The organism is Bacillus sp. SSR7 (assembly GCF_055902415.1).
Map to the genome: position 1 here is coordinate 414,283 of NZ_JBVVXV010000001.1, position 25,275 is coordinate 439,557.

Below are 25,275 nucleotides of genomic sequence, written 5' to 3' on the forward strand. Positions count from 1 at the left end.
ACATTTTGAATATAATCGATAATGCATATGTAAGGGATTTTGTATATAAAAACATTATAAAAAAGAAATATGTATAATTACATATTTCTCTTACTGATAAAGCGCCTTCATAGGAATCTTAACCAGTATAGCTATTCGTAATACTACATATAAAATCTTTAATTCTTTTGTTAGCTGGATTATAAATGTATTAGGAATACAAAAAGCGATTCTTTTCACATTAAAAAGAATCGCTTTCCAAGTTCATATTTTCAATTACATTACATAAAGAATTGAGAGATTATCACTTAAAAGTATTAACGACAACTTCAGCCGCCTCTGCAATGAGTTGATTATCATAGGTAGCCTCTATCTCATCTTTACTAGATAAAATTGCGATGATAATTGGTGATCTATTTGGCGGCCAAACGATAGCAATATCATTTCTTGTACCGTAACTGCCAGCACCCGATTTATCTCCAACTATCCAGTCAGTTGGTACGCCCGCACGAATAAGCTTGTCTCCAGTTGCATTCCCTTTCATCCAATCTGTAAGTACTTTACGTTTATCATCTGGAAGCGCATTTCCGACCGTAAAATCTTTAAGATTCGTAGCAATTACTTTCGCTGTACTAGTATCACGAATGTCTCCTGGAATAGCTTCGTTTAATTCTGTTTCAAAGCGATCAGACATAGTAACCCGATCCCCCATCTGTCTAAGCGCTTTTTCATACCCTTTCGGTCCGCCTATTTTATGAAATAAAATGTTTCCTGCAGTATTATCACTATAACGAACTGCAGCCTCTGCAATTTCTCCTAGCGTCATTCCAGTATCTATATGTTTCTCTGTAATAGGTGAATAATCCACTAAGTCTTCTTTCCTAAATTTGATAACTTCATTTAATGTATCAATTGAGTTTTGCTGTAGCAATACTCCTGCCGCTAAAGCCTTGTAAGTTGATGCAAAGGCAAATCTTTCGTTAGGTCGATAAGAAATTGTTTCATTTGTACCAGTATCAATCGCATATACACCTAATTGTGCATCAAATTTCTTCTCAAGTTGAGAGAACTCTTTATGCGTCGCCTGATTTTTATGTTTCACTTTTCCAGTCTTTTCTTTCGCTTCAACTTGCAATGTCTCTCCTTTAAAAACATGTAGACTTGTAATACTTAAACCTAATATACCAACGCATATTCCTATCTTTAGTATACTCTTGTTTTTCAAAATCATCATTCCTTTCAAATTCTTAATACCTCTTTATACGTACACATAATAGACAATCACTGAAACAAATTTGTTCCATAAACTAAAAAATTTATAATTAGTATGAGAGTTATTAACAAAATAAGAAATAGTAGCTATGATCGCCGCTATCTCTTATTTCACATCTCATTTTCCACTTATAAATACCTTTATATAAACAGGTTCTCTTCCCTGAGAAAAGCACTCGAATATTACTAATTTTACTTAGAACCATCTGTACTAGCAGCTTCACCATGTATACGTTTCTGTTTTAAATCAAAGTATGCATCTAAAACTTCCTTTCCAATTATAGAATTAATTCCACTTTTATCATTATGAAGCCACGGAACTACTACTGAGAACGCTACTTCTGGATTATCGTATGGAGCATATCCAACTAATGTTAAGTTGTAACATTCCATACGTTCTCCTTTTGCATTTCTGCCAATTGGGTCTTCTCCGCCATATACAGTTTGAGCTGTCCCTGTCTTTCCTGCTGGCTTGTATGAAGCATTTTTGAAATGCTTCACGCCAGTTCCATCACCTTCTTGGAATACCCATCTAAACCCTTCTTTTATTCGATCAATATGCTCTGTCTTCATATCAATTCGATTTAATACGACAGGCTCTATAGAACGAATAACTTTGCCAACCTCTTCTTTTATTGATTGCTCTCGTATTTCTTGTACAATTTGAGGTTGCATTCTATAACCGCCATTCGCAATCGTTGAAATATATTGTGCTAATTGCAATGGTGTATACGTATCATACTGCCCGATAGAAAAATCTAGTAAAAACCCAGGCTGGCTATCTACTTTTCTAGTTTGTCCAATTATTTCATTCGGTAAATCAATACCCGTAGGAACTCCTAAGCCAAATTGCTTAAAATAATAGCGCATCGTATTAAATGCTTCTTGTTTTATATCCAATGAACCATTTGGTACGTAATGAACGCCCGCAATTTTTAAAGCTGTTTGGAACATGTATACATTCGAAGATACTTGTAGAGCTCGTAAATCATTAATATTACCAAATCCGGATACATTCCACGATTTCTTAGCTTGTGTACCTTTAAATTTCATCGGTGCATCATAAAATTGATCTCCTGGTTGTATTGCCCCTGTCTCATATCCAGTTAATAAAGTTGCACCTTTTACAGCTGATCCTAGTTCATACGAAGTTGTCATATTACCTAATGCCAAATCCTCGATTTCCATTTTCCCTTCTTTTTCTACAATCTTTTTGCCTGCCATAGATAAAATCTGTCCGTTATTCGGATTCGTCATAACAACAAAAGCTCGGTCCAATAGTGGCTCTGAACTCTTAAAAGCTCTCAAATTTTTCTCTAAACTTTCTTCCACTTTCTGTTGTAATTCCATATCAATCGTTAATGTTAAACTATTACCACTTTTTCCTTTAGAAATTATTTCTGTGTTTATAATATTTCCTGATTTATCTGTAATATTTTTCACTTCTTCTTTTGTGCCATGTAACACATCCTCATATCGTTGTTCAATGTAACTTTTCCCTACACGATCATTACGGTTATATCCGCGTACTAAATAAGAATCTAAATTTTCTTTTGGCAAACCTTCTTCACTACTCGTAATATTACCTAACACGGAACGAAATAAATCACCATTTACATAATTGCGCTCCCAATCAACCGTTGCATCTACTCCTGGAAAATCCGCAAGATTTTCACTTATCCGCGCATACTCTTCATCTGTTACATCTTTTTTAATAATTTGTGGTGTTAGTTGATAACCTGAACTCATTTTACTTTTAATAGCTAACACCTTTAAATCTTGTTCTGTTAACTCACCCAATTCTATTTCTGTAACGCGACTTCGTCTTAAATCTTCTATTTTTTTATCTAACTCTTTTCCCTCTATTCCCTTTTCTTTAAACTTTTCTATATCTTTTTTCGTAATCATTGTTTCCGTACGTTTCGTATTCAACTGCATCCAAAAATCCTTTTTATCGATATCGGTTAATTTATTTATATCTTGTTCGGGCATTTCAAGTACTTCCGCCAAGTCTTTTGCTGTTTTTAAAATAGCTTCACTCGTAATCCCCTTTACCCTTGTATACGTAATTGTGCGAAGAGATTTATTATTAACGACTGTTTTCCCTTCTCGATCTAAAATTTGTCCACGTGGAACTGGAATACTCGTTATTGCATTTTGACTACTTTCCACTTGGTTCTTATAAGCCTCTCCCTCAACAATTTGTACTTTCCCTAGCTGCATAATAATAGCTGAGAATAGTAAAAATATACAAAGGAACATGATATTTAATCGAATAGATATATATGTCTTCTTATTTCCTTTTTGCTTTTCCATAAATCCTCCATATATTTGCTTATATATTACGTAACGATGGCCGATTATAAAGTGAAACTTTAATCAACCCTCACCAATCGGGCTTTTACGGGCAATTGATCCCCCCATCTAACTTCTTTGCTTCCGCTGAATTTTGAGGTGGGGGTCTTACTGCCCGACAAATAGCGGGATAAATATCGTTTCGACTTTTTCACTAAACCATTGTAAGCATCCATTTCTTTTCGTTTTGCTACGTAGTTCAAAACTCTCCTGTCTTGTTTTCTCTCTATTTTTTGTCGTTTGCATTAGAAATGCTACACTGTATAACGACTCATCTTAAAAGTAAAATTTCATACTATTTATTCCTTTCTTCATGCTGTAATACTTAATAGACAATCTAAATAATAAAGTTGTTCCACATTTACAAAAAAAATAATTAACTATAATATGAAATAGGCTAAAAAGGGAGGGTTTTATGTTACATACAAAAATAAAAAGATGGAGATTTATAGCGATTATTTCTATTGTAGGTGTTATTTTAATCATTTTATTAAAAAGCCATTTCGTTTCAATTACTACCGAAACTTCTTCAGCTGAAAGAGGAGAAATACTTGATCAAAATGGTGTAATACTAGCTACAAATAAGAAAGTTAAGTCTTTATATTGCACTTCTAATGAGGACAAGCTATCGAAACAAGATACAGCAAACACATTAGCTTTTTTTAATCAATTTTCAAACGAGTTTCAACATCATATTTCTACAGAGAATATAAAATCTCAATTACAACAATCTTGTAAAAAGCAAACTATGAATGATATACCGTTATACTCTGACATAACTGAGAACGAACTTGCATTCATAAACAAAAACAAACCCAAAAATGTAATAATTAAAGATGAAGTAATACGTTATTATCCTAAACATGAAATTGGTTCACAGGTAATTGGGTATGTAGAACATGACCTTAATTCAAAGTATATGGCTGTTGGAAAAAGCGGGGTTGAGTTGCAATATGAAAATGATTTAAAAGGAAAACCGGGTAAAACTCTTATTTTTAAATTGAATAATAAAAAGTTCTTATGGAACATTCAAAAAGTACAAAAAGGAAAAGATGTCCGGCTTTCTTTAGACTATGAGTTGCAGCAAAAAACAGAGGAAGCATTAAAGTCTCAAATTAAGAAAACACCTGATGCTAAAGCTGGTTATGCTGTAGTGAGCGATGCAAAAACTGGCGCAATTTTAACTATGGCCAACTCAGCAGTTTTTGATCCAAATATATTACATACACATGTATCAACTAAAATAGATAACATAAAATCACTTTCGCAAAATAAAGCAATTCAAAAATTAAAGTATGGTGAATCTTATGTAAATATGGCTTCTACTATAAAGCCACTTACTATTTTAATTGGATTAAACGAAAAACTTTTTCAACCTGAAGATACTTACTTAGATAAGGGTACTTTTCAGTATGATACTCAAAATAATATTACGAATGCACCTGGAACACCAACAGGTGAGATTACACCGAGGCAGGCTATCATTAATTCATCTAACACATTTATGACAGCAAAAGTAGCTTTGCCCTTATTCAACCAAAATAATGGAAATATAGAAAAAGTGGCACATATATGGACAGATTATTTAATGCAATTCGGCCTACGTTCTAAAACCGGGATTGATTTACCCTTTGAAGAAGACGGACAATATGAATTCCATCCCTCTAATAAGTTTGAAAATGGAATTTCCGCTTTATTAAATGCCTCTTGGGGAGGAAATGAAGTGCATACTCCTCTTCAACTTGCTCAATATGCAGCAACTTTAGCAAGTAAAGGTGATAAATATAAACCTCAAATCGTAAGTGCTATTATTGGTAAAGATGGTAAAGAAACAAAAAAGTTTAAACCAATTTTAGAAAGTTCAAATCGTTACCCAATGAACTTTTGGAGTGTCGTACAAGGTGGAATGAGTCAAAATATAGAGGAGATTAAAAAGTTGCCCTTCGACGTCGCTGGTAAAACAGGTATTACAGGTTTTCCGAATGAGCAAGCAAGAATGATCAATCATTCTCTATTCATTGCATATGCTCCTACCGAAGATCCACAGATTGCCGTTTCTGTCGTTATTCCTGGTAGTAATTCAGAAAAAAACATTGCTGCTCTCGTTACATCAGAAATTTTAGAGTCCTGGAATACTCTTCAAAAAGAGAATAAAAACCAAAAGGAAGGTTCACTTTAATGAACCTTCCTTTTTTACCAAATAGAATCTATATTTATTATTTTCCATTCACCTTCATTATTCTTTTCAAACATAAATGAGTATTTAATGTCAGTTAAAACATACTCTTTTTGTACATATCCAGTATTACCGTTAATTGTCGATATTTTTATATATTCATCCTTCTGCACTTTTTCTGGAATCCAAGCTTTTACCATTTCATTAGATACTTCATATAAAACTTGTGATTCTCGCTTTGGTTCAGCTAAAATTTTCGTTTTATTTCCAGTAACAGTTGCATATATAAAATGAGGTTGCTTTGGTTGGTTACTTTCTGTCAATCCACTTGGTACTTTATATACATGTTTTGTATCATTTGCAAATTCTCCCCCCATTGTAAGAGCGACTTGCAACTCATGAAAAATATCTTCATCAAACTTCAATTCATCCTTCTTATAGCTCTTCCCTTTAAATTGAACTTCATCGTTTAACGCTTTATACAATTCATTTTTATTTTTTACATTTGTACTTTGATATAACTCATTCATGAATTGTTTTAATGTTGGATCTTGAGCAGACTCATCTTTTGTTTTAGGCTTAATTTGTGTACTACTTTGTACCGGTGATTTATTATCATCAAGCCAAGGTTGTTGAACAATAAAAAATAAAAATGTACACGCTAAAACCACAACAATTGGCAATGCTTTTTTACGAAATCGTCTTGTTTGTTTTAGAGAGCCTCCCTCATTACTTTCATATATAGATTGCTTTATTTTATAAATATATTCTTCTTCGTTTTTACGGTGTTCCATTGGGCCTTTTTTTAATTTTCTATACCAGTCAGGATTTTGTTTATTGTTCATCACTACTACCCTCCCCTATTAATTTTGAAACCTTACTTCTTGCTCTACTTAATCTAGATTTTACAGTTCCAATGGATACTCCTAATGTTTCAGCCATTTCTTCATAAGATAATTCATATTTTGCATCCAATATTATTATTTCACGGTGCTTTTTAGGTAGTTTTAATACAACTTTCCACACATCATTCATTTCTTCTTGCTTAAAAAATTCTTGTTCTGCCGACACAGTTTGCTTATCGTCACTAAAAAAACCTACTAAAGATATTCTTTTAAAATAAGATGATTTCAAATAGTTTATTGCCGTATTTCTTGTGATTTTTAATATCCACGTTTTAATAGATGACTCCTTTCGAAATGAATTCCAATTTTTAAATACCTTTATAAATACATCTTGCGTGATATCATCTGATAAGTGTGGATCTTTCGTAATAATAAATGAATAATTCCATACATCTTGCCAATAATCTTTTATAACATAGTCCAGCTCATCATGATTACACTTTTCAATAAACGTCTGTTCCATTTCCACACCTCAAACTTATTTGAATAAACATAAAACTGCCCTCACTTTTATTATGGTTTCAATATATAGACAAGATACAAATTTCATTTGTTCCATTGTTTATCTTTTTTTGATAGAAAAATCCTCTTGAGAATGCTTATTTGTGTGCTCTATTTATGTTTTACTAAATAACTGTTTTGTTTAATTTTAAAACTTGTCCATTTCATTTTGTTTTATTCTTCTATTTACTATTTACAATGTCAACCTTTCAAAAATGAAAATGAAGATGTGTTATCAACTTTCTGTAGCCACAGTAAAAAAGCATTCTCGACTAGCAAGAATGCTTTTTTAAAATATATTTGTTCTATATTTCACGCAATTTATACCTTTGAGTTAAGCAAACATATAGTGAATTTACTAGAAGATTTCACCTTATGATAAGCTATTATTTCTGAAAAACATGTTTTACTTTTTCGCCTGGAACATTGCTCCCTCCTCTTCCTTTTACATCTTCAATCATCATGGTTACAATCATGTCTGGCTCATTTGCATCAAAAGCTGCAAACCATCCGATTTCTTTTCCGTCTGCCTCTTTCGATTCTTTCAATTCTGCTGTACCTGTTTTACCAGCAAGAGTTACACCATCAACCTTAGCAATTCTCCCCGCGCCATCAGGGTCATTAATCACTTTGATTAATGCACTCTTTAATATGTCTTGATTCTTTTTAGAAATCACATTTTCTTTCCAATTCCCCGTAACTTTTGCTTCTTTTAAAAGATGAGGCGACGGAATATTCCCTTCATTCACAATCGATGCATATGTTAATGCTAAATGAAGTGGTGTCATTAATACTTGCCCTTGTCCGTATCCCGTGTCTGCTAGTTGAATATCATTTTTTATCCCATCTCTTGCAATGATTGAAATAGGAAATTCGTATTCAATTGGTAATTTTTCATGAAATCCGTATTTCTTAAATTCATTCACATACTGATCTTTTCCCATTTTCAAAGCTTGTTGAGCAAAATAAATATTATCAGAGTACTTCATTGCCTTATCAAAATCAATTGGACTTGCATCCTTCACACGTGTTACATAATAATTCCCCCAAGCTGAATCTTTTGTCCACTTTAATCCTTGAATATTAAATTCTTCCTTAGGATTTATTATGTTTGTTTCCAAACCAATTGCACCTGTAATCGTTTTAAATACGGAACCTGGTACAAATGCTTTTGTGAAGCGATTCATCATTGGTAGTTTCGAATCGTTATTCCATGCTTCTCGTTGGGCCTTTGATGCTCCTCTAACTATTGTATTTGGATTATACGCAGGGCTACTTACAAGCGCGATTGTTTCACCTGTTTTAGGATTGATCGCTGCACTAGAGCCGGCTTCATTTTTCATCTCATTATAGATTTTTTCTTGAATTGCAGCATCAATTGTTAATGTAACATTTTCCCCTGCTTTCGCTTCTTTTTTGGCTACGTTTTTAATTTCTTTCCCGTTTCCATCTTCTATAAATACGCGTCCACCCTTTTCACCACGCAATTTATTCTCCAGTACTTTCTCTAAACCTGTCTTACCTATTAAATCATCAGCTTGATAACCTCTTTTTTGAAGCGATTTTAATTCCTCTTCATTCACCTTTCCTATATATCCCGTTAAGTGTCCGGCTGCTTCTCTTAATGGATACGAACGAATATTCACTGGGCGAGAAGCAACTCCTTCTAATTCAATATAATCATTCTGTCTAGTTCCCTCTTTTAAAATCCCAATTGGTACAAAAGAATTTGGTTTTATCCATTTCGCTGTAAGCTTCTGATCAACCTCTTCTATAGACATATCAAATAACTGCGCTACTGTTTCTTTTGTTTGTGCCGCCGTTGCGCCTAGTTTCTCTGGAATAATTCCAACCTCAGTCGCTTTACCATTCGTTGCTAGACCCTTCCCATTTCGATCGTATATTTCTCCACGTTTTCCTTGTTCTATTTGCATACGTACTTTGTAATCTTTTTTCATACCTGGAAAAATGAAATCTGGTGTCCAATCTATTTTCCAAGATTCCTTTTCTTTCACGAGTTTTGCTTCATGGATAAATAAAGCTGGTCCTCCATCCGTATCCATCTTAACTTCAAAAAGAAAAAGTTCTTTATCTTTAGTATTCTCTCCTTTCGTTTTAACTTTTAAATTCTTAACGCCAATACCTTCATAAATTTTTTGGTATTTCTCTGTGAATTCCTTTTTAGAAATTGTTTTTTGAGCATGTTCTGATAAATGATCATACATATTTGCAAATTTTCTATCATTCCATAAATTTATATATTCTTCAAATGATTGTTTTGGCGATTCGTTTTTATTACATCCTACCAACATAACTGCAAAACAAAAGAAAAGCAGCATCCATAATTTTTTCAATTCAATCTTCTCCCTTAATTAAAAATCATTTTTCCTTTCTTAATTTATTAAATAAAAAATGTTTCAACGCTTAATAGACATTTTAAGTAATGACATTGTTCCATATTTACAAAAAAATAAATTTACACTTAAGTTGCATTAGAAGAGGGAAGTTTGTAAGCTTCTTACAAGCTTAAGGAACATCTATATTTAGCAAACGTTATCATTATTAGTGGTGTTTTGAAAAATTCATTTAAAATACCTTTTAGTTCGTTTTCGCCGATTTCACCTTTTTCTTTATAGATATTTTGAAACAAAAAATAGAATCCTAATAATAAGGATTCTATATCAATAAATATCAAAAATCACTTAGGGTATAAGTGTTATTTTCATCACTTCGAGCCGTTAATAATTAGATTTATTTTTCTTGATCTAATGGTGATGCGATTCTACCCATATAGACTATTTTTAATTTTCTGTAATATTTATAAAATTCACGGCTCTCTTGTCCTCAGTACCTAACGCCGTATTCACTTTATCTATTTCCTTGCTTAATTCTGGTGCTTTCCCTTGATTGACTAAATTAAGATTTCCAAAAGATTTATTAAAAGATAGAATCTGTCTAGTTTTTTCTTTCCCATTTATTTCTTTGAATAATGTATCCTCTACAATTAATAGGATTACGTTGGATCCACCACGATGCGGAGATAGCCATACATCCCCTTCATATTGAACATTCATTTTTTTCTGATCAAAAGTTAGTTCTTTCAAGTCTTTATATTCTTTATTTGCAAGCTACCATTTAAAAATTTTTTATTAAATAATTTAGTAATAACTCCATAAACTAAACTTATTTGTATCTCATAGGAGTGTATTAGTTTTGAAAAAAATTCGATATTCCTCATTTTTTTATAATTTCTCTTTGTTCCAAGCCAATATCCATATATGCTTTTACAGATAGTAGTATGGCAAATGAAAAAACAGGGAAGGTAATTTTGGAAGTAAATACAAGAGAAAAAATAGTTGCACTAACATTTGATGACGGTCCTCATCCTGTTTTCACACCTCAAATACTTGATATATTAGCCAAATACAAGGCAAAAGCAACCTTTTTCGTAGCAGGTAATAAAGGTAAAAGATTCCCCGCTATTATAATAAGGGAGGTAAAAGAAGGACACGAAATTGCTAATCATACTTATAATCACATTTATAATAAAAACATTACTGCAGCTAAATTAACATCAGAATTAAATCAAACGGATGAAGTTATCAAGAAAATTACTGGTTATAAGCCAACTCTGTATCGTCCTGTTGGAGAGCTACATAATGATTTAATTATTAATACAGCCATACAAAACGGAAAACTTGTAATCTTGTGATCGTGGTATCAGGATCCCCAAGATTGGAGGAGTCCAGCAGCTAGCAAAATTTCAAAGCATATCATAAAAGGAGTACAGCCTGGAAATATCATTCTACTTCATGATTGGAATGGTAGCGAATTTTCTGAGACATCTCAGACAGTTGAAGCATTAGAAAACATCCTGATCCACCTTAAAAACAATGGTTATACATGTGTCACCGTATCTGAAATGCTGTATCGTTCCATAAAAATAATCCCCTCTCTTTTTGATCCTATTTATCAGTGAATCTGGGTTTGTTTACTTTCTTCTTTTTAAAATCTATTGTACTATAGTCATTTTTGTTACATTTAGAGAGAGTATACAGGCTTTCATAATTATTTGATCAAACTGTAGATTTCTTAATTTTAAACGAACATTTAAAATATTTTATAGCATAGAATAGACAGTATGCAGTAGATACCATTAATATCTACTAGGTAAATAAAAAAGAAGGAGAAAATAAATGACTCTAAATATAAATAGAGTATTCCCACGTAATTGGTATGCTGTGAGTTATTCAAAAGATATAAAAAAGATTCCAGTAAAAAAAAGAGTTGCTGGCAAAGATTTTGTATTATATCGGGATCAAAAAGGCGAAGTTCAGGCTCTATCACCTTACTGCCCTCATCGTGGCGCTGACTTATCACTGGGACAAGTAGTAAATGGTAAACTAGTCTGTCCCTACCATGGTTGGGAGTTCGATAGTTGTGGTACTTGTGTAAGAATTCCATCCCAACCCAATAAACCTATCCCGAAATTTGCTCATACCTTCTCATACCCTGTAAAAGAAAAGATTGGATTGATTTGGATATACCCTAATAGTGAGGAAACTCCACCTGAATGGAAAACTTTTCATGTAATGGAGAACACTCCTTTTAAACTCTCTTCCTTCCACGCCACTTGGAATGCACACCTTACTCGATCAATCGAATCTGTGCTGGATATTGCTCACCTTGCTTATGTACATAAAAAAACGATTGGTAGAAAAACAAAAGCTGATTCAACCAATTATAAGCTGGAGGGAACACTGGATCAGTTTATATTCTCAAATGGCGATGCTTACCTTGAATACAAATTCCCACATCAATGGATGCTTCACAGTGGCAAACAGGAGAAAGAGTCATTTATTCAGTACATTACATTTACACCAATTGATGAAGAAGAGACATTAATTATGGGATATACCGGAAGGACATTTTTAAAGTACTTCCCTTTACTAGACCAAATTTTAGCTAAATTTAGTTTAAGAGTACTAAAAGAGGATCAAATTATTGTAGAAAGTCAACATCCTAGGCCTATACCAGAAGCTTTAAAAATGGAGGCCCATGTTCATGCAGATATGGCTCAAGTTCAGTTTAGAAAACGTTGGTTTCAATTTTTACAAAATGAGTCTTGTTTTTCACTTGATTAAAGGTACGTAACCCAGTATTAAATATAGGTGTAGTGACGTTGATAGACGTGGTTGCTCCCCCATTGCCATCAAGCTAAAATTTTATAGTACCCCCTGAACCCAATTTTGTACTAACTCATAACAAAAATTCCCTTCAAAAAAGAAAGGCGCCTACGCACCTTTCTTTTTTAATTCATTTTCACTCTCTTAGCATCCAGCATCCCTTATGAATCACTTTAATGCGTCATTGTACGGACCTAATTACTCTTTAGAAAAGTAATGATTTGTCTCCTTACTTTTCAGTAACATATTTCCTCTTTGTATTATTTTCAGTAAAAACCTTTATTTTTCGGTGTAACTTATGAATTTCATATGTAATCAGCTGATTCGACCAGCTGATCCACGAGACTTGTTCGAAAGGCAGCCTCAGCATAGGAATCATCCCGAAATCCGCGTTTGAGCTGGCGAACCACAGTAGTCTGGAAAGCGACAGTCCTTCCCTCCAGACCAGAATCGTTGCAATTTGAATCAAGGAACGTTACATGTCCTCATTGACCAGAAAGTTCTTGAAAAATTTCAGTAGGGAATAATAAAAGTAAGGAGTGAATCGACTGTTCACTCCTTTGAATGATAACCGTAGAGGTCCATTTAGCTTTGAAATAAAAATTGATAAAAAAGTGCTTTAAGCCTTTTTTAATAGCAAATGTAAAAATCCATTTTCAAAAAAATTTAATCAAAAAGGTGTTCACAGGAGGCAATCTGAATAGAATTCAAATGTTTCATTCGGTTTATGACAGATAGTTCTTCATTAACTCTATGTAATTCAAGCCATCTTTCGAAATTAGAAAAAAAGCCAATAGATTTCTGCAAACCGGGCGTATGATTTGATATTGTAAAGCCCTCTGGCATCAATTTGTTCATCACCTATCATCATGTATCCCTTGGTTGAAACCATCAGCTTTTCTGTACCGCTTCCCAGTGAATAGCTCGAAAAGTTATGGGTGTTGAGCTCAACTTAACGACGACGGGAGCTACCCCCAATTAGTGATGAAACCCATTATCATATTTCGTATCATGAGGCATAGGCCCATCCAGGGAATCCAAAAAGGCAACAGCCTGTTTGAGGTTTCTCAAAAATAAATGCGCGAGATCCACGGAAAATCCATTTCGAACCACAACGCGCATAATCGTCACCGCTTCTAGATCTGGAGGCAATGGATAGGCAGGTACTTGCCAACCGAACACACGCAATTGTCGAGATAAATCATAAAGATTCCAGTTTGATGTGTGACCATTTTTCAGTCGCCAAGCGAAAACCGGTATATCCGAACCATCGGACAAAAGTTCGAAAGGTTCCATCTTTTGAATCGCCTTGCTAAGAAAAAGAGCGACTTTCTGAGAAGCCCTTTGGACATCATAGTACCCCCTTTTCCCCAAACGCAGGTAATTGTAATATTGCAGGAGTACTTGTGCACCAGGACGTGAAAAATTCAGGGCAAAAGTTGGCATGTTGCCGCCTAAATAGGAGACGCGGAAGATTAGATCCTCAGGGAGATCATCCGCTTCCCTCCAAATTATCCAACCCAATCCAGGATAGACTAATCCATATTTATGTCCGGATACATTGATGGACTTTACCCTCGGCAATTGAAAATCCCAGACTAAATCTGGTTGAAGAAACGGGGCTATAAATCCGCCCGAAGCCGCATCCACATGCATAGGAATGTCAAGTCCCGTCCTCTCCTGTAAATCGTCCAACGCTTTTGCAATGGCAGCAACCGGTTCGTAACGTCCGGTATAAGTCTCACCGAGAATCGGTACCACACCAATCGTATTTTCATCCACGGCTGCAATGACCCCCTGAGGATCCAATCGGGAATGCTCAGGGCTAACCTTTACATAGCGTGGTTCAACCTCCCAATAGTTCGCGAATTTTTTCCAAACGACTTGAACAGCAGAACTAAACACAATATTAGGCCGATCCACCGACTTCCCCTCTCTTTTGCGTGCATTTTGCCAGCGTCTCTTTAACGCAAGCCCCCCGAGCATACATGCTTCCGACGATCCAGTTGTTGAAACGCCCATAGTTGTAAGGGGGCTAGGGGAATGCCAGAGATTGGCTAAAATGCGAACACACCGCTCCTCAATTTCAGCTGTCTGTGGATATTCATCCTTATCAATCATGTTCTTATCAAATGATTTAGCATATAGCCGCTCTGCGGTAGGCTCCATCCAGGTGCTAACGAACGTTGCAAGATTCAAGCGTGCATTGCCATCTAGAGTAATTTCATCATGGACGATTTGATACGCTGTTTCTGGTAACATGCCTTCATCAGGCATGTTAAATCGCGGAACGACTGATTCTCCTTTGCGGGCAAACAGAGGATTTATAGAAAATTCGGGAGGCAGCTCCATTTGCACATGACGCGGTAGATATTGTGGATTATCTGGCATAATCTCTTTTTCTTCATATGTATCGTTTTGAACTTCTTCTTTTCGATCCTGCGGCATACTAGTCCCCCTTAATTAATGGTTTAACAAATATATTATTTACAAAAATATATTTGTTAAACCAAGGAGGAAATTCTATTAAAAGGTACTGCCACCATTCAAATTAAAGAAATATAGTTTGTGATTATAAAATAGAAATCGATTTATATTATAATAAAAACATTGAATATGTGAATGTGATTTTCTAAAATTTCTAAGACTACATTACAAATGTGAATAACTAAAAAACTATCACTTCAAAGAATTTGAGAATATGGAACATTTTAAGCGAGATTGAGATAATTATATTCACAAAATAATTGATGCACCGTTAAAAAGAATGAGCCCGGTACAATACCGGACTTATATTCATACAACCGCTTTATTTTTCTATTTAACTGTTGGGATTCAGCTCATAATGAAACATATTTTTACATAAAAGACTTTCGTATATAAATTTTTCAAATGAGTTATTAGCGAATTGTTGACCAATATCACTTTCTGAGTGAGTAATTTTTAGATTGATGATGTAATAAATTTTGTTTTTTTCTTTTATGTAAAATATTCTAGTTTTGCATTAGGAAAGAACTGTTTCATATAGGAATACAGATAGTTTTTTATATCCTCTTCTTCTTCTTTCTGATAAATGTATTTTCCGATTCCATATTTCCCCCATTTATACCTTCTTTTCTCTTCATCTAATTCTAATTTTGTCATTGGGTAGTTTTTTTCAATAACCCTTTTAGCTGGCTTTGTAAAACGGTGTTGAATAAATTCAAATGTAATATCATCCCGTGCATCAAGAGGTAATTCAGCATTTAGGCGTTCAAACATATGATAGTATCCTTCCTTCCAGCCTTCATGCAGGTAAATAGGAGCTACAATGAAACCAAGAGGATATCCAGCTCTAGCTACTTTTCCTGCTGCCTCAATTCGTTTCGCTAAGGGAGAAGTTCCTGGTTCAAAGTTTTTAATCACATAATCAGCGTTTACACTAAAGCGAAACCTTGTTTTTCCATTATGTTTAGCATCAAGTAAATGATCTACATGGTGGAATTTCGTAACAAATCTCAATTTCCCATATTCAGATTCTCCAAAATGCTCAATGGCCCGTTTAAGGGTATGCGTTAAATAATCGATTCCTACAATATCTGAAGTACACGACGCTTCAAATCTTGTTACTTCAGGTGCACGCTCTTTCATGTATTTATCAGCAGCTTCTAAAATTTCTTCAACATTTACATACGTTCGTATATAAGGCTTACTTCCCATCGTTGTTTGTAAATAACAATAATGACAATGTCCCATACATCCCGTTGCAAAAGGAATTGCATACTCTGCTGAAGGCTTGGAAGTATCGAATTTCAGTGTTTTTCTAACACCAACAACCAGCGTGGATTTTGCTACTCGATACTTTTGAAAATCGTTATCCCCTGGCAAATCTCTTACTTGATTATGAGAAGTAGTATGTCGAATTTCAACATCCATCTTTGAAAACTTCTCAAACAGCTCTTTCCCCAAAGGATAATCTAGTGCTTTCGGTTCAAAATATACGAGCTTAGGCATAAATGGCTTATTCATTCTAACATCCCCTCTGAAATATCACCATAATAGTAAGTGTAAGCTTGGTTTGCCTCATCTTCGGTAGCATATATAGCCATCTCATTTGTTAGTGGATAATACGTTTCGTAAAGAAATAGCGCTAATTCATTAGGTCTTTCAGGATTATTTACAACTGCTGCAGCTTGTATGTTAGCTACGTCTTGAGTATGAGGATTTCGGTAAAAAATATAAACAATGTCACCAGCATGATACGTATTACTTTCAGAAGAAAATTCCATTCCATCACCATCTCATTTCATAAAATTCAATGCTCACAGTTTTACTTTCTAATTTCCTTGTAGTGTAACTATTTAATTACATTGATAATGATTACGTCATACAAACATATTTTGAAAAATGAATAATAAATGTACTCCCAAAAAGGCAAGCATATATCAATGCTTGCCTTTCGTTCTAACGACGATGTTCAACAAGATCGATTACACCTAAAACGACGTGTGCTAAACCAAAACCAAATACTGTATTTGCAATCATTTTATTAGTTCCACGAGTTTGTTTAAGAGCATAACCTGCTGCTGTCACTGCTGTACCTAAAGCTGTTGGAATTAATCCTTCACGAATGTCCACAGTGATGCCTCCTTGTTTCGTAGTTAGTAAATTTGTTTTAATAACTCGAAGTAAAGTATTAAAACAAGTATTAGTATTTTTCTTTTCAATAAAATTATGTAAAATTTTTATGAATAATATTTTAAATCCATAACAGCTATAAAGATTGAAAAAATTATTAATTAACAAATAAGAAAATATCTTCAAAACGTATTTGCATATAAAAATTGTATACCTCAGACAAAAAAATTCTTTGTGGAAATTCTCTCCATAAAAAAGTGCTCCTACATTTATATAGGAGCACTTTTTTTATGAAACACTATTCTTTATTTGCCTATGAACCACTTTATTATAATAACCATGCTTTACAACTTGCCTAACATCATCCATCCATTCACCTTTTTTAGAATTTTAAAATTTAGCCCTTCACTTTCATATACTTCTCTTTTACATGAGCTAGTAAGTCCCTCAGCTTATTCTCTGCAGGGTGTTCTTGATTTTCTGGAACTTCTCTCCCGTATGATGAGAAGATTTGTGAGCATGCACTAGGTGTGACTTCCAATTTCGCGTATGAGAATGTATGCTCATTTTCTTTACCAATGTTTTCAGTAGTGCCTCCATTTGAACCAACGTGTATACAGCTTTCGTCAAGTTTGGTGCGCTTACCTTCCTTGTTAACCGTGTAATATGTGTCATTGACTTCTCCATATTTCATATTAACTGTTGATGTCACTGCGGTCCCGTCTGTAGAAAAAGTAACAACACGAAACCCATCTTCTTCTGGCAACAACTCAGCTCCTGGAACATTATATAGAACCAAAAGGTCTCCTTTGTATGCTTCTGGAATGAGATAAATGGTATCTGTAGTGTCTTTTCCGAATCGGACACAACCGCTTAAAAGAATTATAATAAAGATCCCGCAATACATGATAACTATTCTCATAGAGTCTCTCCGGTTATGTATAAGAATGGTATAATATGTATTATATAATTCAATATATTTCTTTGGATAGAATAAGTTTCTAGTTTGAAGTCAATTTTACTATTGTCATATAAATGATTGATGTCAGTGGATGATTGGCATGAAGAGAAATGGAGTGAATTAATGAGCAGACGTTTTGCATTAACATATGAAAATAAGATTTTGAGAAAGATAATGATTACCGTAAGCATTGTCATACTCGTTTTCATGGCAACAGGGGGTGATTCTGTCCAAAATGATGCAAAGGATGTAACGGAGATTCCGCTAAACAACAAATTAGAATCCCTTATTTCAGAAAGTGTCATTGCCTGGAACCAAGACAAATTAAATCATACAGAAAAACAATTTGAGACGCATGTAATCTATGGAACTGAAATGAAGGATGAAAAAATGTATGTCTACCTTCATTCCCTCATGCAAGGATACGACCGCGAAACACAGACAGTTTCTCAAGCAGGACATTTACTTCCAGTCCGTGTGACAGTCATAAAAAATGGGGATGATTACATCATTGAAGATTACCGTGAACCAGGAGATGGTACTGAAAATGAACCTACTTTGCGCAACATGTTCCCGAAAAAATATGCGGATCAAGCACTCACTATCTCAAATGAAACGATTCAATCATTAGAATCTCGTATGCAAGAATCTGTTTCTAAGTGGCTGGAAGATACAAGTAATAAGAGACAAGATAGATAACAAATAAAATATTCAAAATCGAATATTATACAAAAAAATAAAGTTTATATCTTTAGTAATTGTGTATCAGTAAGGTTTATTTTTACTATAATCAGAAGTTCATATTTTTGAATGTCTGAAGAAGAAATAATCCTGCTCCCCTTCTCATACAACTTTGGATGAAGTGAATAGCTGAAAATAAAGGGAACTCTCAGAATAGAGTTTTTAATCAAGTGCGTTCCTTTTATTACTTACTATTTAGCCTACGTACATATTACATAGTGTATTTTATTATCCAATAAATTGGATTAAAACCTGGTTAAACTTTTCCCGCTCTTCCCAGAATGTGCCGTGACCACTGAATTGAAAAGGTACAAGTTGTGCATTTTCCAATAATTTTTGCGTCTCTTCTCCCTTAGTAAATGGAACAATTTTATCGTGAATACCGTGAATAATTAGCGTCTGTACATTTATTTTACCAAGATCGCTATACACATTTTCATCTCTCAATGTTCTCATAATCGCAGCTGTCGACCAACTAGCCGCTTCCAATCCTAACTGTAGAAACCATTCGAAAAATGGTCCAGTGATTTTCTGAAAGAAAAATTGATCTGTTACCCCCTGCAACATATTAGGGCGATCGTTCAGTGTGTCTGTAATGAACTTATTCGCAATCCCTTTTTCCACACTAGTTGGAGATGCAGCACCAATTAGGACTAATTTGGATACTCCAAATCCTTGATAACGAGCCATATAACGAATCGAAATTGCACCACCTGTGGAGTGTCCTGCTAGTGTGACATCTTTAAGCTGTAACGCTTTAATTACTACTGCTATATCATCTGCCAATCTATCAAAATTGTATCCACTGTATGGTTTGTCTGAATTGCCGTACCCCCTCCAATCAATTCCTATACATCGATATCCCATTGCTGGAAGTACATTGTACTGATATTCGAATTGCTTATGGTTTAATGGCCACCCATGTATAAAAAGTATTATTTTCTTACCTTTCGGATTTATATCTTCTACAAAAATTCTTACATCAGATTCAACAGGTATTAAGTATCCCATGCAGACTCCCCCATGTAATAAAGATTGCCTCTACAATAAGATATTCAGCTTAAGAGAATCTATGCTGTTTCAAGTCTACTCTAAATTGCCCTAAGGACCAGTTCGACTACAAATAAGGATTCATGAAATTCGCGTTACATATACAATCGCAACAGTTGTGTTAGAGAGAGATCCTACTTTCAATTCCTCCATTTGTAAATAAGGTGTTGGAAGCTTTCTACGTACTAAATTTAAATTTACATCTAAATCTTGGACAAATGCGATTTGCGGACCCACAATATTGTATTCAATTTCAGCTTTTGTAATATCTCTTTTTTCTTTCTTTGACACATTTACTAACAAACAATTTAATTTATCTGTATCGAACTGAATAAGTATATAGCCATTTAAAATACTATCCTGAATATCTTCCATTTGATTTGTTATTTTTGAATTCTCAAAGGGTAAGACAGACTGAGTATCTTGTAACGAATCGAAGCTCTTCTTTTTTATATAAGTCAAAACCTCTTCATGAAATATATTTACATCGATTAATGTTCTAAAATATGAAATGACTATAGCGGAATTATTAGAAGCAATTTCCAACGTTATAAAATCTTTAGGTTTTTTAGTAATTTCATTAAATCCTGCAAAGATTCTATAGAGTAAACAGATATTCTTTCATGTGGTTTCAATTGATAATACCCTTCCTTTCAGAAAGAAACTATATATAGTTTTCAGGAAATTGCTATTTTTAAAATTAGGGATGGTGATATATAAATATACTTATTGAATTAATAATAAAGCCTTTGAAAATAACTTAACCAAAATTAGTTAAAAAATGTATTACAAGTAAAAATTAGAAATGTTTTAAGTGGAATTACGATATTAAAAACAACCTTTCTTTTGGTATTGGTACTAAAGAAAGGTTGTTTTTATAACAGGATTTTTCAAGTGTCTATTCTATAGGGTACATTTTACCAGTGTTCTTCTCTTTATTATTTCATTAAGTGTCAATAACATTACATTACATTTTGTATGGTTTCTTAAAAAATTTCAGTAAAAAGAATATATTAATTTTGAAGTGTGCAAATAGGGAGAGTGACTTCAACTATAGTCCCCTTATTCACTTCACTCTCAATAAATACCTTTCCCTGATGTGTTTCAATGATTTTATAACAAATCATTAACCCTAAGCCAATCCCCTCTTCTTTAATACTATAAAAAGGTTCTCCGAGGTATGGTATACGTTCTTTTGGAATCCCACACCCTTGATCGATAAAACGAATGCTTAATTGATTATTATCAAGTATATTTAATTGAATCAGAATTTCCCCTCCCATCGGCATAGATTCAATTGCATTTTTTAATATATTAACAAATACTTGTTTTAATTGATTTCCTTCACATGAAATCAATGGAATACCAGGGTTAAGGTCGATTCTAATTTTTATATTATTCATCATTGCTTGAGGTTGTAGTAGCATTAAAACTTGATCCATTAGCACACTAATATCATTAGGTTGTATTTTTACCACCTGTGGTTTGGCTACCGCCATAAATTCAGTTGTAATGCTCTCTATACGCTCAATCTCTGATGATACTATATTAATATAACCCTGATTATTCTCATTTTCCGTTGATTTTAGTAATTGCATGAACCCTTTCATTGCAGTTAATGGATTATTAATCTCATGAGCCATTACAGTCGCTAATTGTCCTACAACAGCAAGTTTTTCAGATTTTCGTAATAATTCTTCTGTTTTTAGCCGTTCAGTGATATCACGAGAAATACTTAGGAAAACTTTTTTACCATTTAAGTTAAAAACACGAACACTAAACTCAGTTGTTATTATTTTTCCTGTTGGAAAAACATATTCATCTTGCAAAGTGAAGGAAGTTTGTCCTTTTTTAATTTTTTCTAATAACCTTACGATTATTTGAGAATCTTGTGGTACTATATTTGAAAATGATAAGGAGAGCAACTCTTCTCTACTATACCCAAATCTTCTACACCCAACAGGGTTTACCTCAATAAATCGACTTGGAGCATTATCTTCATTCAGCTCTACTACATATACCGCATCAGTTGCTTGTTCGATTAGTGCACGGTACTTCATTTCACTATCTCTTAATTGCTGGTGTAATCGATGCCGCTCTCTTTCTGCTTGTTTTCTTTCAGAGATGTCTCTACAAATTGCTGATAAAGCTATCACATTCCCTCTTACATCTAGTATAGGAGAAACTGTCAGACTGACATCAAGAAGACCCCCATCGCTCCGTTGTCTAACAGTTTCTAATCTAGTAACCACAGATTCGCCCGTTAGAATTTTCTGAATATTTTTAAGCGATTCTTCCATTAAAAAATCTGGTACACAAGGTAATCTCTTACCTATGATTTCTTGCGATGACCACCCAAATATCTTTTCATAAGCTTTATTGGCTTGTAAAATATGCCCTTCTCGATCAGAAATAGTAATAGCATCTAGATTGTGCTTTATAAATGATTCTAATAATTCTTTGGTAGCGCTTAATTCTGATTCTACCTTTTTCCTTTCGGTTATATCAACTGTAGAACCAACAACTTCAATAACTTGTCCATTTCGTTTAATCGGCCTAAGCGCAATAAGAATAATAGTTTTATCATTTGGCCAAGGTAATTCAAATATAATTTCTTTTCCTTCCCATGCCTTAAGATAGTACTTCATCAATTGTGGAACTAAATGTGGAGGAACAATAGAAGCATCAATAGTACGTAAGCTTTTTCCTACCACCTGTTCAGAATAAAATCCGTTTTGATAATAAAACTGTCCATCACATAAAGTGTGTATAAAGTGCTTACCCACTTTTTTAAATTTAAAAATTCCTCCTTGAAGCTCATGTACGGTATCTGTAAGTTCTTGCTTCGATTTTTTTAATTCTCGATTCATTTTAGATAAGTCCTGTGTTAAATAATACAATCTCTGGTAGGCTTCCATAAGAAATAGCCCAATTAAAAGCCCTAACGCTATATATAATAAGCCTCCTGTGTAAAGTAATGTAGTATTAAATAATACGCCAACTAACCACTTTATTCCAATAAAAACAGAAAAATAGAAAGATGCACTTTTAAAAGGATGTAGTTTTTTAAAATAAGTTTTAAAAGTAGAAAATAGAATTCCCATACATAAATAAGCAATCACAGGGGGTTCCCAATACCCTCCAATGTAAAAGATACGCATTACAATTATGCTAATTAACGTAATCCAACCAGCAATACGACCAAAGTAAATAAAAGATAGAATAAGAGGAACAACTCGAAGATCGTAGGAAAATCCCATGTATGGAAAAGAAAAGAACATTAACGTAACTGCAATAATCCCTCCATAGAGCTTTTCGAAATATCGACTAGAATTACTTGTAAACACTTGAATAAATATTGCTGCGCTAACTAATAAAGAAAAAATAGAAAGGTTGATGAAATAATCTTTAATAATCATGTAATGTCCCTCCTTGCATTAAGTGTATTCGACAAAAAAGCTAAAAATCCTACAAATTGTATAAACAGTTCAAATGCATAAATTTTAAACTAGGATAAAATCTAGAAAAGTAAATAAGGAGCACAGCAGATGAGATATTTTAATGAAAAATAGTTAAAAAAAGATAATAGTAACCGTTGACTACTATTATCTTTTTTCTTTAAGTTATCGTAATATGTCTGAAACTTTAAGGGACGTGGTATGTCATTTCATGGAACAATGATTATATGCTGAGTCATGAATATAGAAATTTCAGCAGTAATTTTTGAAAAATAACATAAAAAACAAAACTATCTATGAAAATGGAAAAAATCTATATGAATGTCAACTAATCTATGTACAAAAACGTTCACTTAATTTTGCATAAAATTACTCCCCTTAGAAAGCTAAGTAGTTCTTCAAGTTCGATAAGAACACCTATAGATGCTTCAGGATAACTACATAATTGTATGAGTAATGTACTTGAAACCTTTCGGTAAAACCATACACATAATACAACTAACTCCTTGGGTTCAATATTTACTTTTTCGCTGAACAAATTCTTTTTCTTGAGCAAAATATTCTAGGATATAAGGAGATTTTTCAATTAACTTGGTGTCTAGTTTATTCTCCAGCTCCAATTACTTCGTTACTTTCAGATTCAGTTCATTATATTTTGTACTTTGTCTTTATACACAACATATTCTTTACCATCCACTACTGCTACTACCGCAAATTCATCATTTGGATTGAATGAAAGCCAATCAGCCCACATGCTAGTATTAGCCCCCCCACTCCACATATTATGAACAGTGTTTTTAGTTAAATTCATAACTTTATAAGACGCATTTGGCGCATTTGTTCCAGTCTTTATTTCAAAAGTGTATGCGTTATGAATTTTTTTATAAAAGTAGAAAATGTTTGATGGACGAAGCTGATTCAAAAAATCCTGTTCTTTTTTCTCTGCAATTTTTATCCCTTCTTGCAAAGTGACAACATCTGTTTTTAATGTTTTCCAACTGTTTTTCGCTGCATTCAAGCTAGGGGTTAAGAATTTATATTTATTTTGATCAACTTTTTGATCAGCTTTATCAATATGTCCCAGTACACCCGAATATTGAGAATCTAAATCCTCCCATTGCGTAGACATATAAGTAAGAGCAGTGATAGCACTATCAAGCATACTATGCATATCACTAATATTATGAAATGCAACTCCAACTACACGATTCAATGTTATTTTATAATCTACAGTCTGACGCAATTTTGCTAATTCAGGTTCTAGCCAACCTAACTTACCTCTTGCATCACCTATCATTATGCCACCAGCAATCAAGGTTGGAATAAAGGGGATTTTCACCATGTCTAACCCCTTAGATTCTATGTCTTTCTGATATTTTACTTGTCCTAAAAGGTCCTCTAGACGCTTTTGGTCAGCCTCCACATCAGCACCTTGGTTTTTTAAAATCGATTGCAATGTCTCTTTATGACTTCCAAATGTTCTAACATCTTCTCCAATAGCATTTTTTAATTGAATTAATTCTTCTATTAATGCTTTTGCAGACTTTTGATTTTGTTGAATTCCTCCCTGTAAATCTGTAATCCCCTTTTTTAAAGTATCTCCATTTTCAGTATTGATCGCCTCTACTAATGTTTCATAATAATTTTCAAATTTTGTATCGTATTCTATAATGCCTGTCAATGTATCAAAAAGCTGTTTTTTTACTTGTGTATTCCATGTAACAGCATGTGCTCTTGCATTCTTTTGATCTTGTACAATTTTACTAGGTAAATCTGCATTTCCATTAATAGTTATTCCTTCAAAACTCACATCTGGATTATTAATTAGCAAATAAGAATATTCATTCATAGCTTTTGCAAATAAACCAGCATCTTGCAAAGCTTTTTTCATCTGTTCTTCATTTGCTGAAAGAGACATATTTTCAGTGTTCGTTTGTTCAATTTCAATTGCAAAAGTTTCTAGTGGTATGACTGCATAAGTAGTTGTTATAGTTAAAAACGCTGATACAGCGAGTAGTTTATTAGGGATTTTTTTCATCATTTCGTATTCCTCCTATATAAGGTATGGTTTCAA

General features: G+C 33.6%; 17 protein-coding genes and 7 pseudogenes. 5 read left to right on the forward strand and 19 right to left on the reverse strand.

The window, feature by feature from the left end:
* Nucleotides 1–109: 109 nt before the first annotated feature.
* Nucleotides 110–276 (forward strand): annotated as a pseudogene (locus AC0NJG_RS02180) (undecaprenyl-diphosphatase); the annotation flags it as partial.
* A gap of 7 nt (nt 277–283) precedes the next feature.
* Here AC0NJG_RS02180 and bla read toward each other — a convergent pair.
* The 3 genes from bla to AC0NJG_RS02195 all read right to left on the reverse strand — a co-directional run bounded on the left by bla (nt 284) and on the right by AC0NJG_RS02195 (nt 3,852).
* Nucleotides 284–1,231: a class A beta-lactamase Bla1 gene (bla, locus tag AC0NJG_RS02185; protein ID WP_372514601.1), complete on the reverse strand. Its 948-nt coding sequence runs from the start codon at nt 1,229–1,231 to the stop codon at nt 284–286.
* Between the two features lie 212 nt (nt 1,232–1,443).
* Nucleotides 1,444–3,567, reverse strand: a complete 2,124-nt coding sequence (locus tag AC0NJG_RS02190; protein WP_087996888.1) for a peptidoglycan D,D-transpeptidase FtsI family protein — start codon at nt 3,565–3,567, stop codon at nt 1,444–1,446.
* A 147-nt stretch (nt 3,568–3,714) separates the two neighbouring features.
* On the reverse strand, nt 3,715–3,852 hold the full coding sequence (locus tag AC0NJG_RS02195) for a hypothetical protein (RefSeq protein ID WP_173601498.1): 138 nt from the start codon (nt 3,850–3,852) through the stop codon (nt 3,715–3,717).
* A 169-nt stretch (nt 3,853–4,021) separates the two neighbouring features.
* On the opposite strand from AC0NJG_RS02195, the gene AC0NJG_RS02200 reads away from it, so the two are divergent.
* Nucleotides 4,022–5,785: a peptidoglycan D,D-transpeptidase FtsI family protein gene (locus AC0NJG_RS02200; protein ID WP_088328175.1), complete on the forward strand. Its 1,764-nt coding sequence runs from the start codon at nt 4,022–4,024 to the stop codon at nt 5,783–5,785.
* A 14-nt stretch (nt 5,786–5,799) separates the two neighbouring features.
* On the opposite strand, the gene AC0NJG_RS02205 is transcribed toward AC0NJG_RS02200, so the two are convergent.
* The 4 genes and pseudogenes from AC0NJG_RS02205 to AC0NJG_RS02220 form a co-directional block, all read right to left on the reverse strand.
* Nucleotides 5,800–6,627 (reverse strand): anti-sigma factor, encoded by an 828-nt coding sequence (locus tag AC0NJG_RS02205; RefSeq protein WP_087952680.1) that lies wholly within the window; start codon nt 6,625–6,627, stop codon nt 5,800–5,802.
* Nucleotides 6,617–7,150 (reverse strand): RNA polymerase sigma factor, encoded by a 534-nt coding sequence (locus AC0NJG_RS02210; RefSeq protein WP_000438333.1) that lies wholly within the window; start codon nt 7,148–7,150, stop codon nt 6,617–6,619. The genes AC0NJG_RS02205 and AC0NJG_RS02210 overlap by 11 nt, the downstream gene beginning before the upstream one ends.
* Before the next feature lie 424 nt (nt 7,151–7,574).
* Nucleotides 7,575–9,542, reverse strand: coding sequence for a penicillin-binding transpeptidase domain-containing protein (locus AC0NJG_RS02215; RefSeq protein WP_474062806.1), 1,968 nt, complete (start codon nt 9,540–9,542; stop codon nt 7,575–7,577).
* A gap of 447 nt (nt 9,543–9,989) precedes the next feature.
* Nucleotides 9,990–10,313: pseudogene (locus AC0NJG_RS02220) on the reverse strand (lipoprotein BA_5634 family protein); the annotation flags it as partial.
* Nucleotides 10,314–10,394: 81 nt separating this feature from the next.
* Here AC0NJG_RS02220 and AC0NJG_RS02225 point away from each other — a divergent pair.
* Nucleotides 10,395–11,167: pseudogene (locus tag AC0NJG_RS02225) on the forward strand (polysaccharide deacetylase family protein).
* A gap of 217 nt (nt 11,168–11,384) precedes the next feature.
* Nucleotides 11,385–12,332 (forward strand): Rieske 2Fe-2S domain-containing protein, encoded by a 948-nt coding sequence (locus AC0NJG_RS02230; protein WP_474062807.1) that lies wholly within the window; start codon nt 11,385–11,387, stop codon nt 12,330–12,332.
* A 240-nt stretch (nt 12,333–12,572) separates the two neighbouring features.
* On the opposite strand, the pseudogene AC0NJG_RS02235 reads toward AC0NJG_RS02230, so the two are convergent.
* From AC0NJG_RS02235 to AC0NJG_RS02270, 8 genes and pseudogenes are all read right to left on the reverse strand, one after another.
* A pseudogene (locus AC0NJG_RS02235) lies at nt 12,573–12,638 on the reverse strand (HXXEE domain-containing protein); the annotation flags it as partial.
* Nucleotides 12,619–12,699 (reverse strand): annotated as a pseudogene (locus tag AC0NJG_RS02240) (Ger(x)C family spore germination C-terminal domain-containing protein); the annotation flags it as partial. The pseudogenes AC0NJG_RS02240 and AC0NJG_RS02235, both read right to left, overlap by 20 nt.
* A 653-nt stretch (nt 12,700–13,352) precedes the next feature.
* The gene (gene gad, locus AC0NJG_RS02245) at nt 13,353–14,822 is read right to left on the reverse strand and encodes a glutamate decarboxylase (protein WP_474062808.1); all 1,470 of its coding nucleotides are present in this window, start codon (nt 14,820–14,822) and stop codon (nt 13,353–13,355) included.
* Between the two features lie 531 nt (nt 14,823–15,353).
* Nucleotides 15,354–16,382 carry a spore photoproduct lyase gene (gene splB / locus AC0NJG_RS02250; RefSeq protein WP_087996879.1) on the reverse strand — a complete coding sequence of 343 codons (1,029 nt, stop codon included), beginning with the start codon at nt 16,380–16,382 and terminating at the stop codon, nt 15,354–15,356.
* Nucleotides 16,379–16,642 (reverse strand): transcriptional regulator SplA, encoded by a 264-nt coding sequence (locus AC0NJG_RS02255; protein WP_000396091.1) that lies wholly within the window; start codon nt 16,640–16,642, stop codon nt 16,379–16,381. The genes splB and AC0NJG_RS02255 overlap by 4 nt, the downstream gene beginning before the upstream one ends.
* Before the next feature lie 175 nt (nt 16,643–16,817).
* Nucleotides 16,818–16,991 carry a hypothetical protein gene (locus AC0NJG_RS02260; RefSeq protein WP_000354585.1) on the reverse strand — a complete coding sequence of 58 codons (174 nt, stop codon included), beginning with the start codon at nt 16,989–16,991 and terminating at the stop codon, nt 16,818–16,820.
* Nucleotides 16,992–17,279: 288 nt separating this feature from the next.
* A pseudogene (locus AC0NJG_RS02265) lies at nt 17,280–17,360 on the reverse strand (DUF2187 domain-containing protein); the annotation flags it as partial.
* Nucleotides 17,361–17,388: 28 nt separating this feature from the next.
* Nucleotides 17,389–17,913 carry a DUF6843 domain-containing protein gene (locus AC0NJG_RS02270; RefSeq protein WP_087996876.1) on the reverse strand — a complete coding sequence of 175 codons (525 nt, stop codon included), beginning with the start codon at nt 17,911–17,913 and terminating at the stop codon, nt 17,389–17,391.
* A 162-nt stretch (nt 17,914–18,075) separates the two neighbouring features.
* On the opposite strand from AC0NJG_RS02270, the gene AC0NJG_RS02275 reads away from it, so the two are divergent.
* Nucleotides 18,076–18,651, forward strand: a complete 576-nt coding sequence (locus AC0NJG_RS02275) for a peptidase M56 (RefSeq protein WP_474062878.1) — start codon at nt 18,076–18,078, stop codon at nt 18,649–18,651.
* A 270-nt stretch (nt 18,652–18,921) separates the two neighbouring features.
* Here AC0NJG_RS02275 and AC0NJG_RS02280 read toward each other — a convergent pair whose 3' ends face one another.
* The 4 genes and pseudogenes from AC0NJG_RS02280 to hblB form a co-directional block, all read right to left on the reverse strand.
* Complete coding sequence (locus AC0NJG_RS02280) at nt 18,922–19,704, reverse strand: alpha/beta fold hydrolase (protein ID WP_474062809.1); 783 nt, start codon at nt 19,702–19,704, stop codon at nt 18,922–18,924.
* 126 nt (nt 19,705–19,830) lie between these two features.
* A pseudogene (locus AC0NJG_RS02285) lies at nt 19,831–20,378 on the reverse strand (spore germination protein); the annotation flags it as partial.
* 378 nt (nt 20,379–20,756) lie between these two features.
* Nucleotides 20,757–23,162, reverse strand: coding sequence for a PAS domain S-box protein (locus tag AC0NJG_RS02290; protein ID WP_474062810.1), 2,406 nt, complete (start codon nt 23,160–23,162; stop codon nt 20,757–20,759).
* Nucleotides 23,163–23,841: 679 nt separating this feature from the next.
* On the reverse strand, nt 23,842–25,242 hold the full coding sequence (hblB, locus tag AC0NJG_RS02295; protein WP_474062811.1) for a hemolysin BL regulatory component HblB: 1,401 nt from the start codon (nt 25,240–25,242) through the stop codon (nt 23,842–23,844).
* Nucleotides 25,243–25,275: the final 33 nt, after the last annotated feature.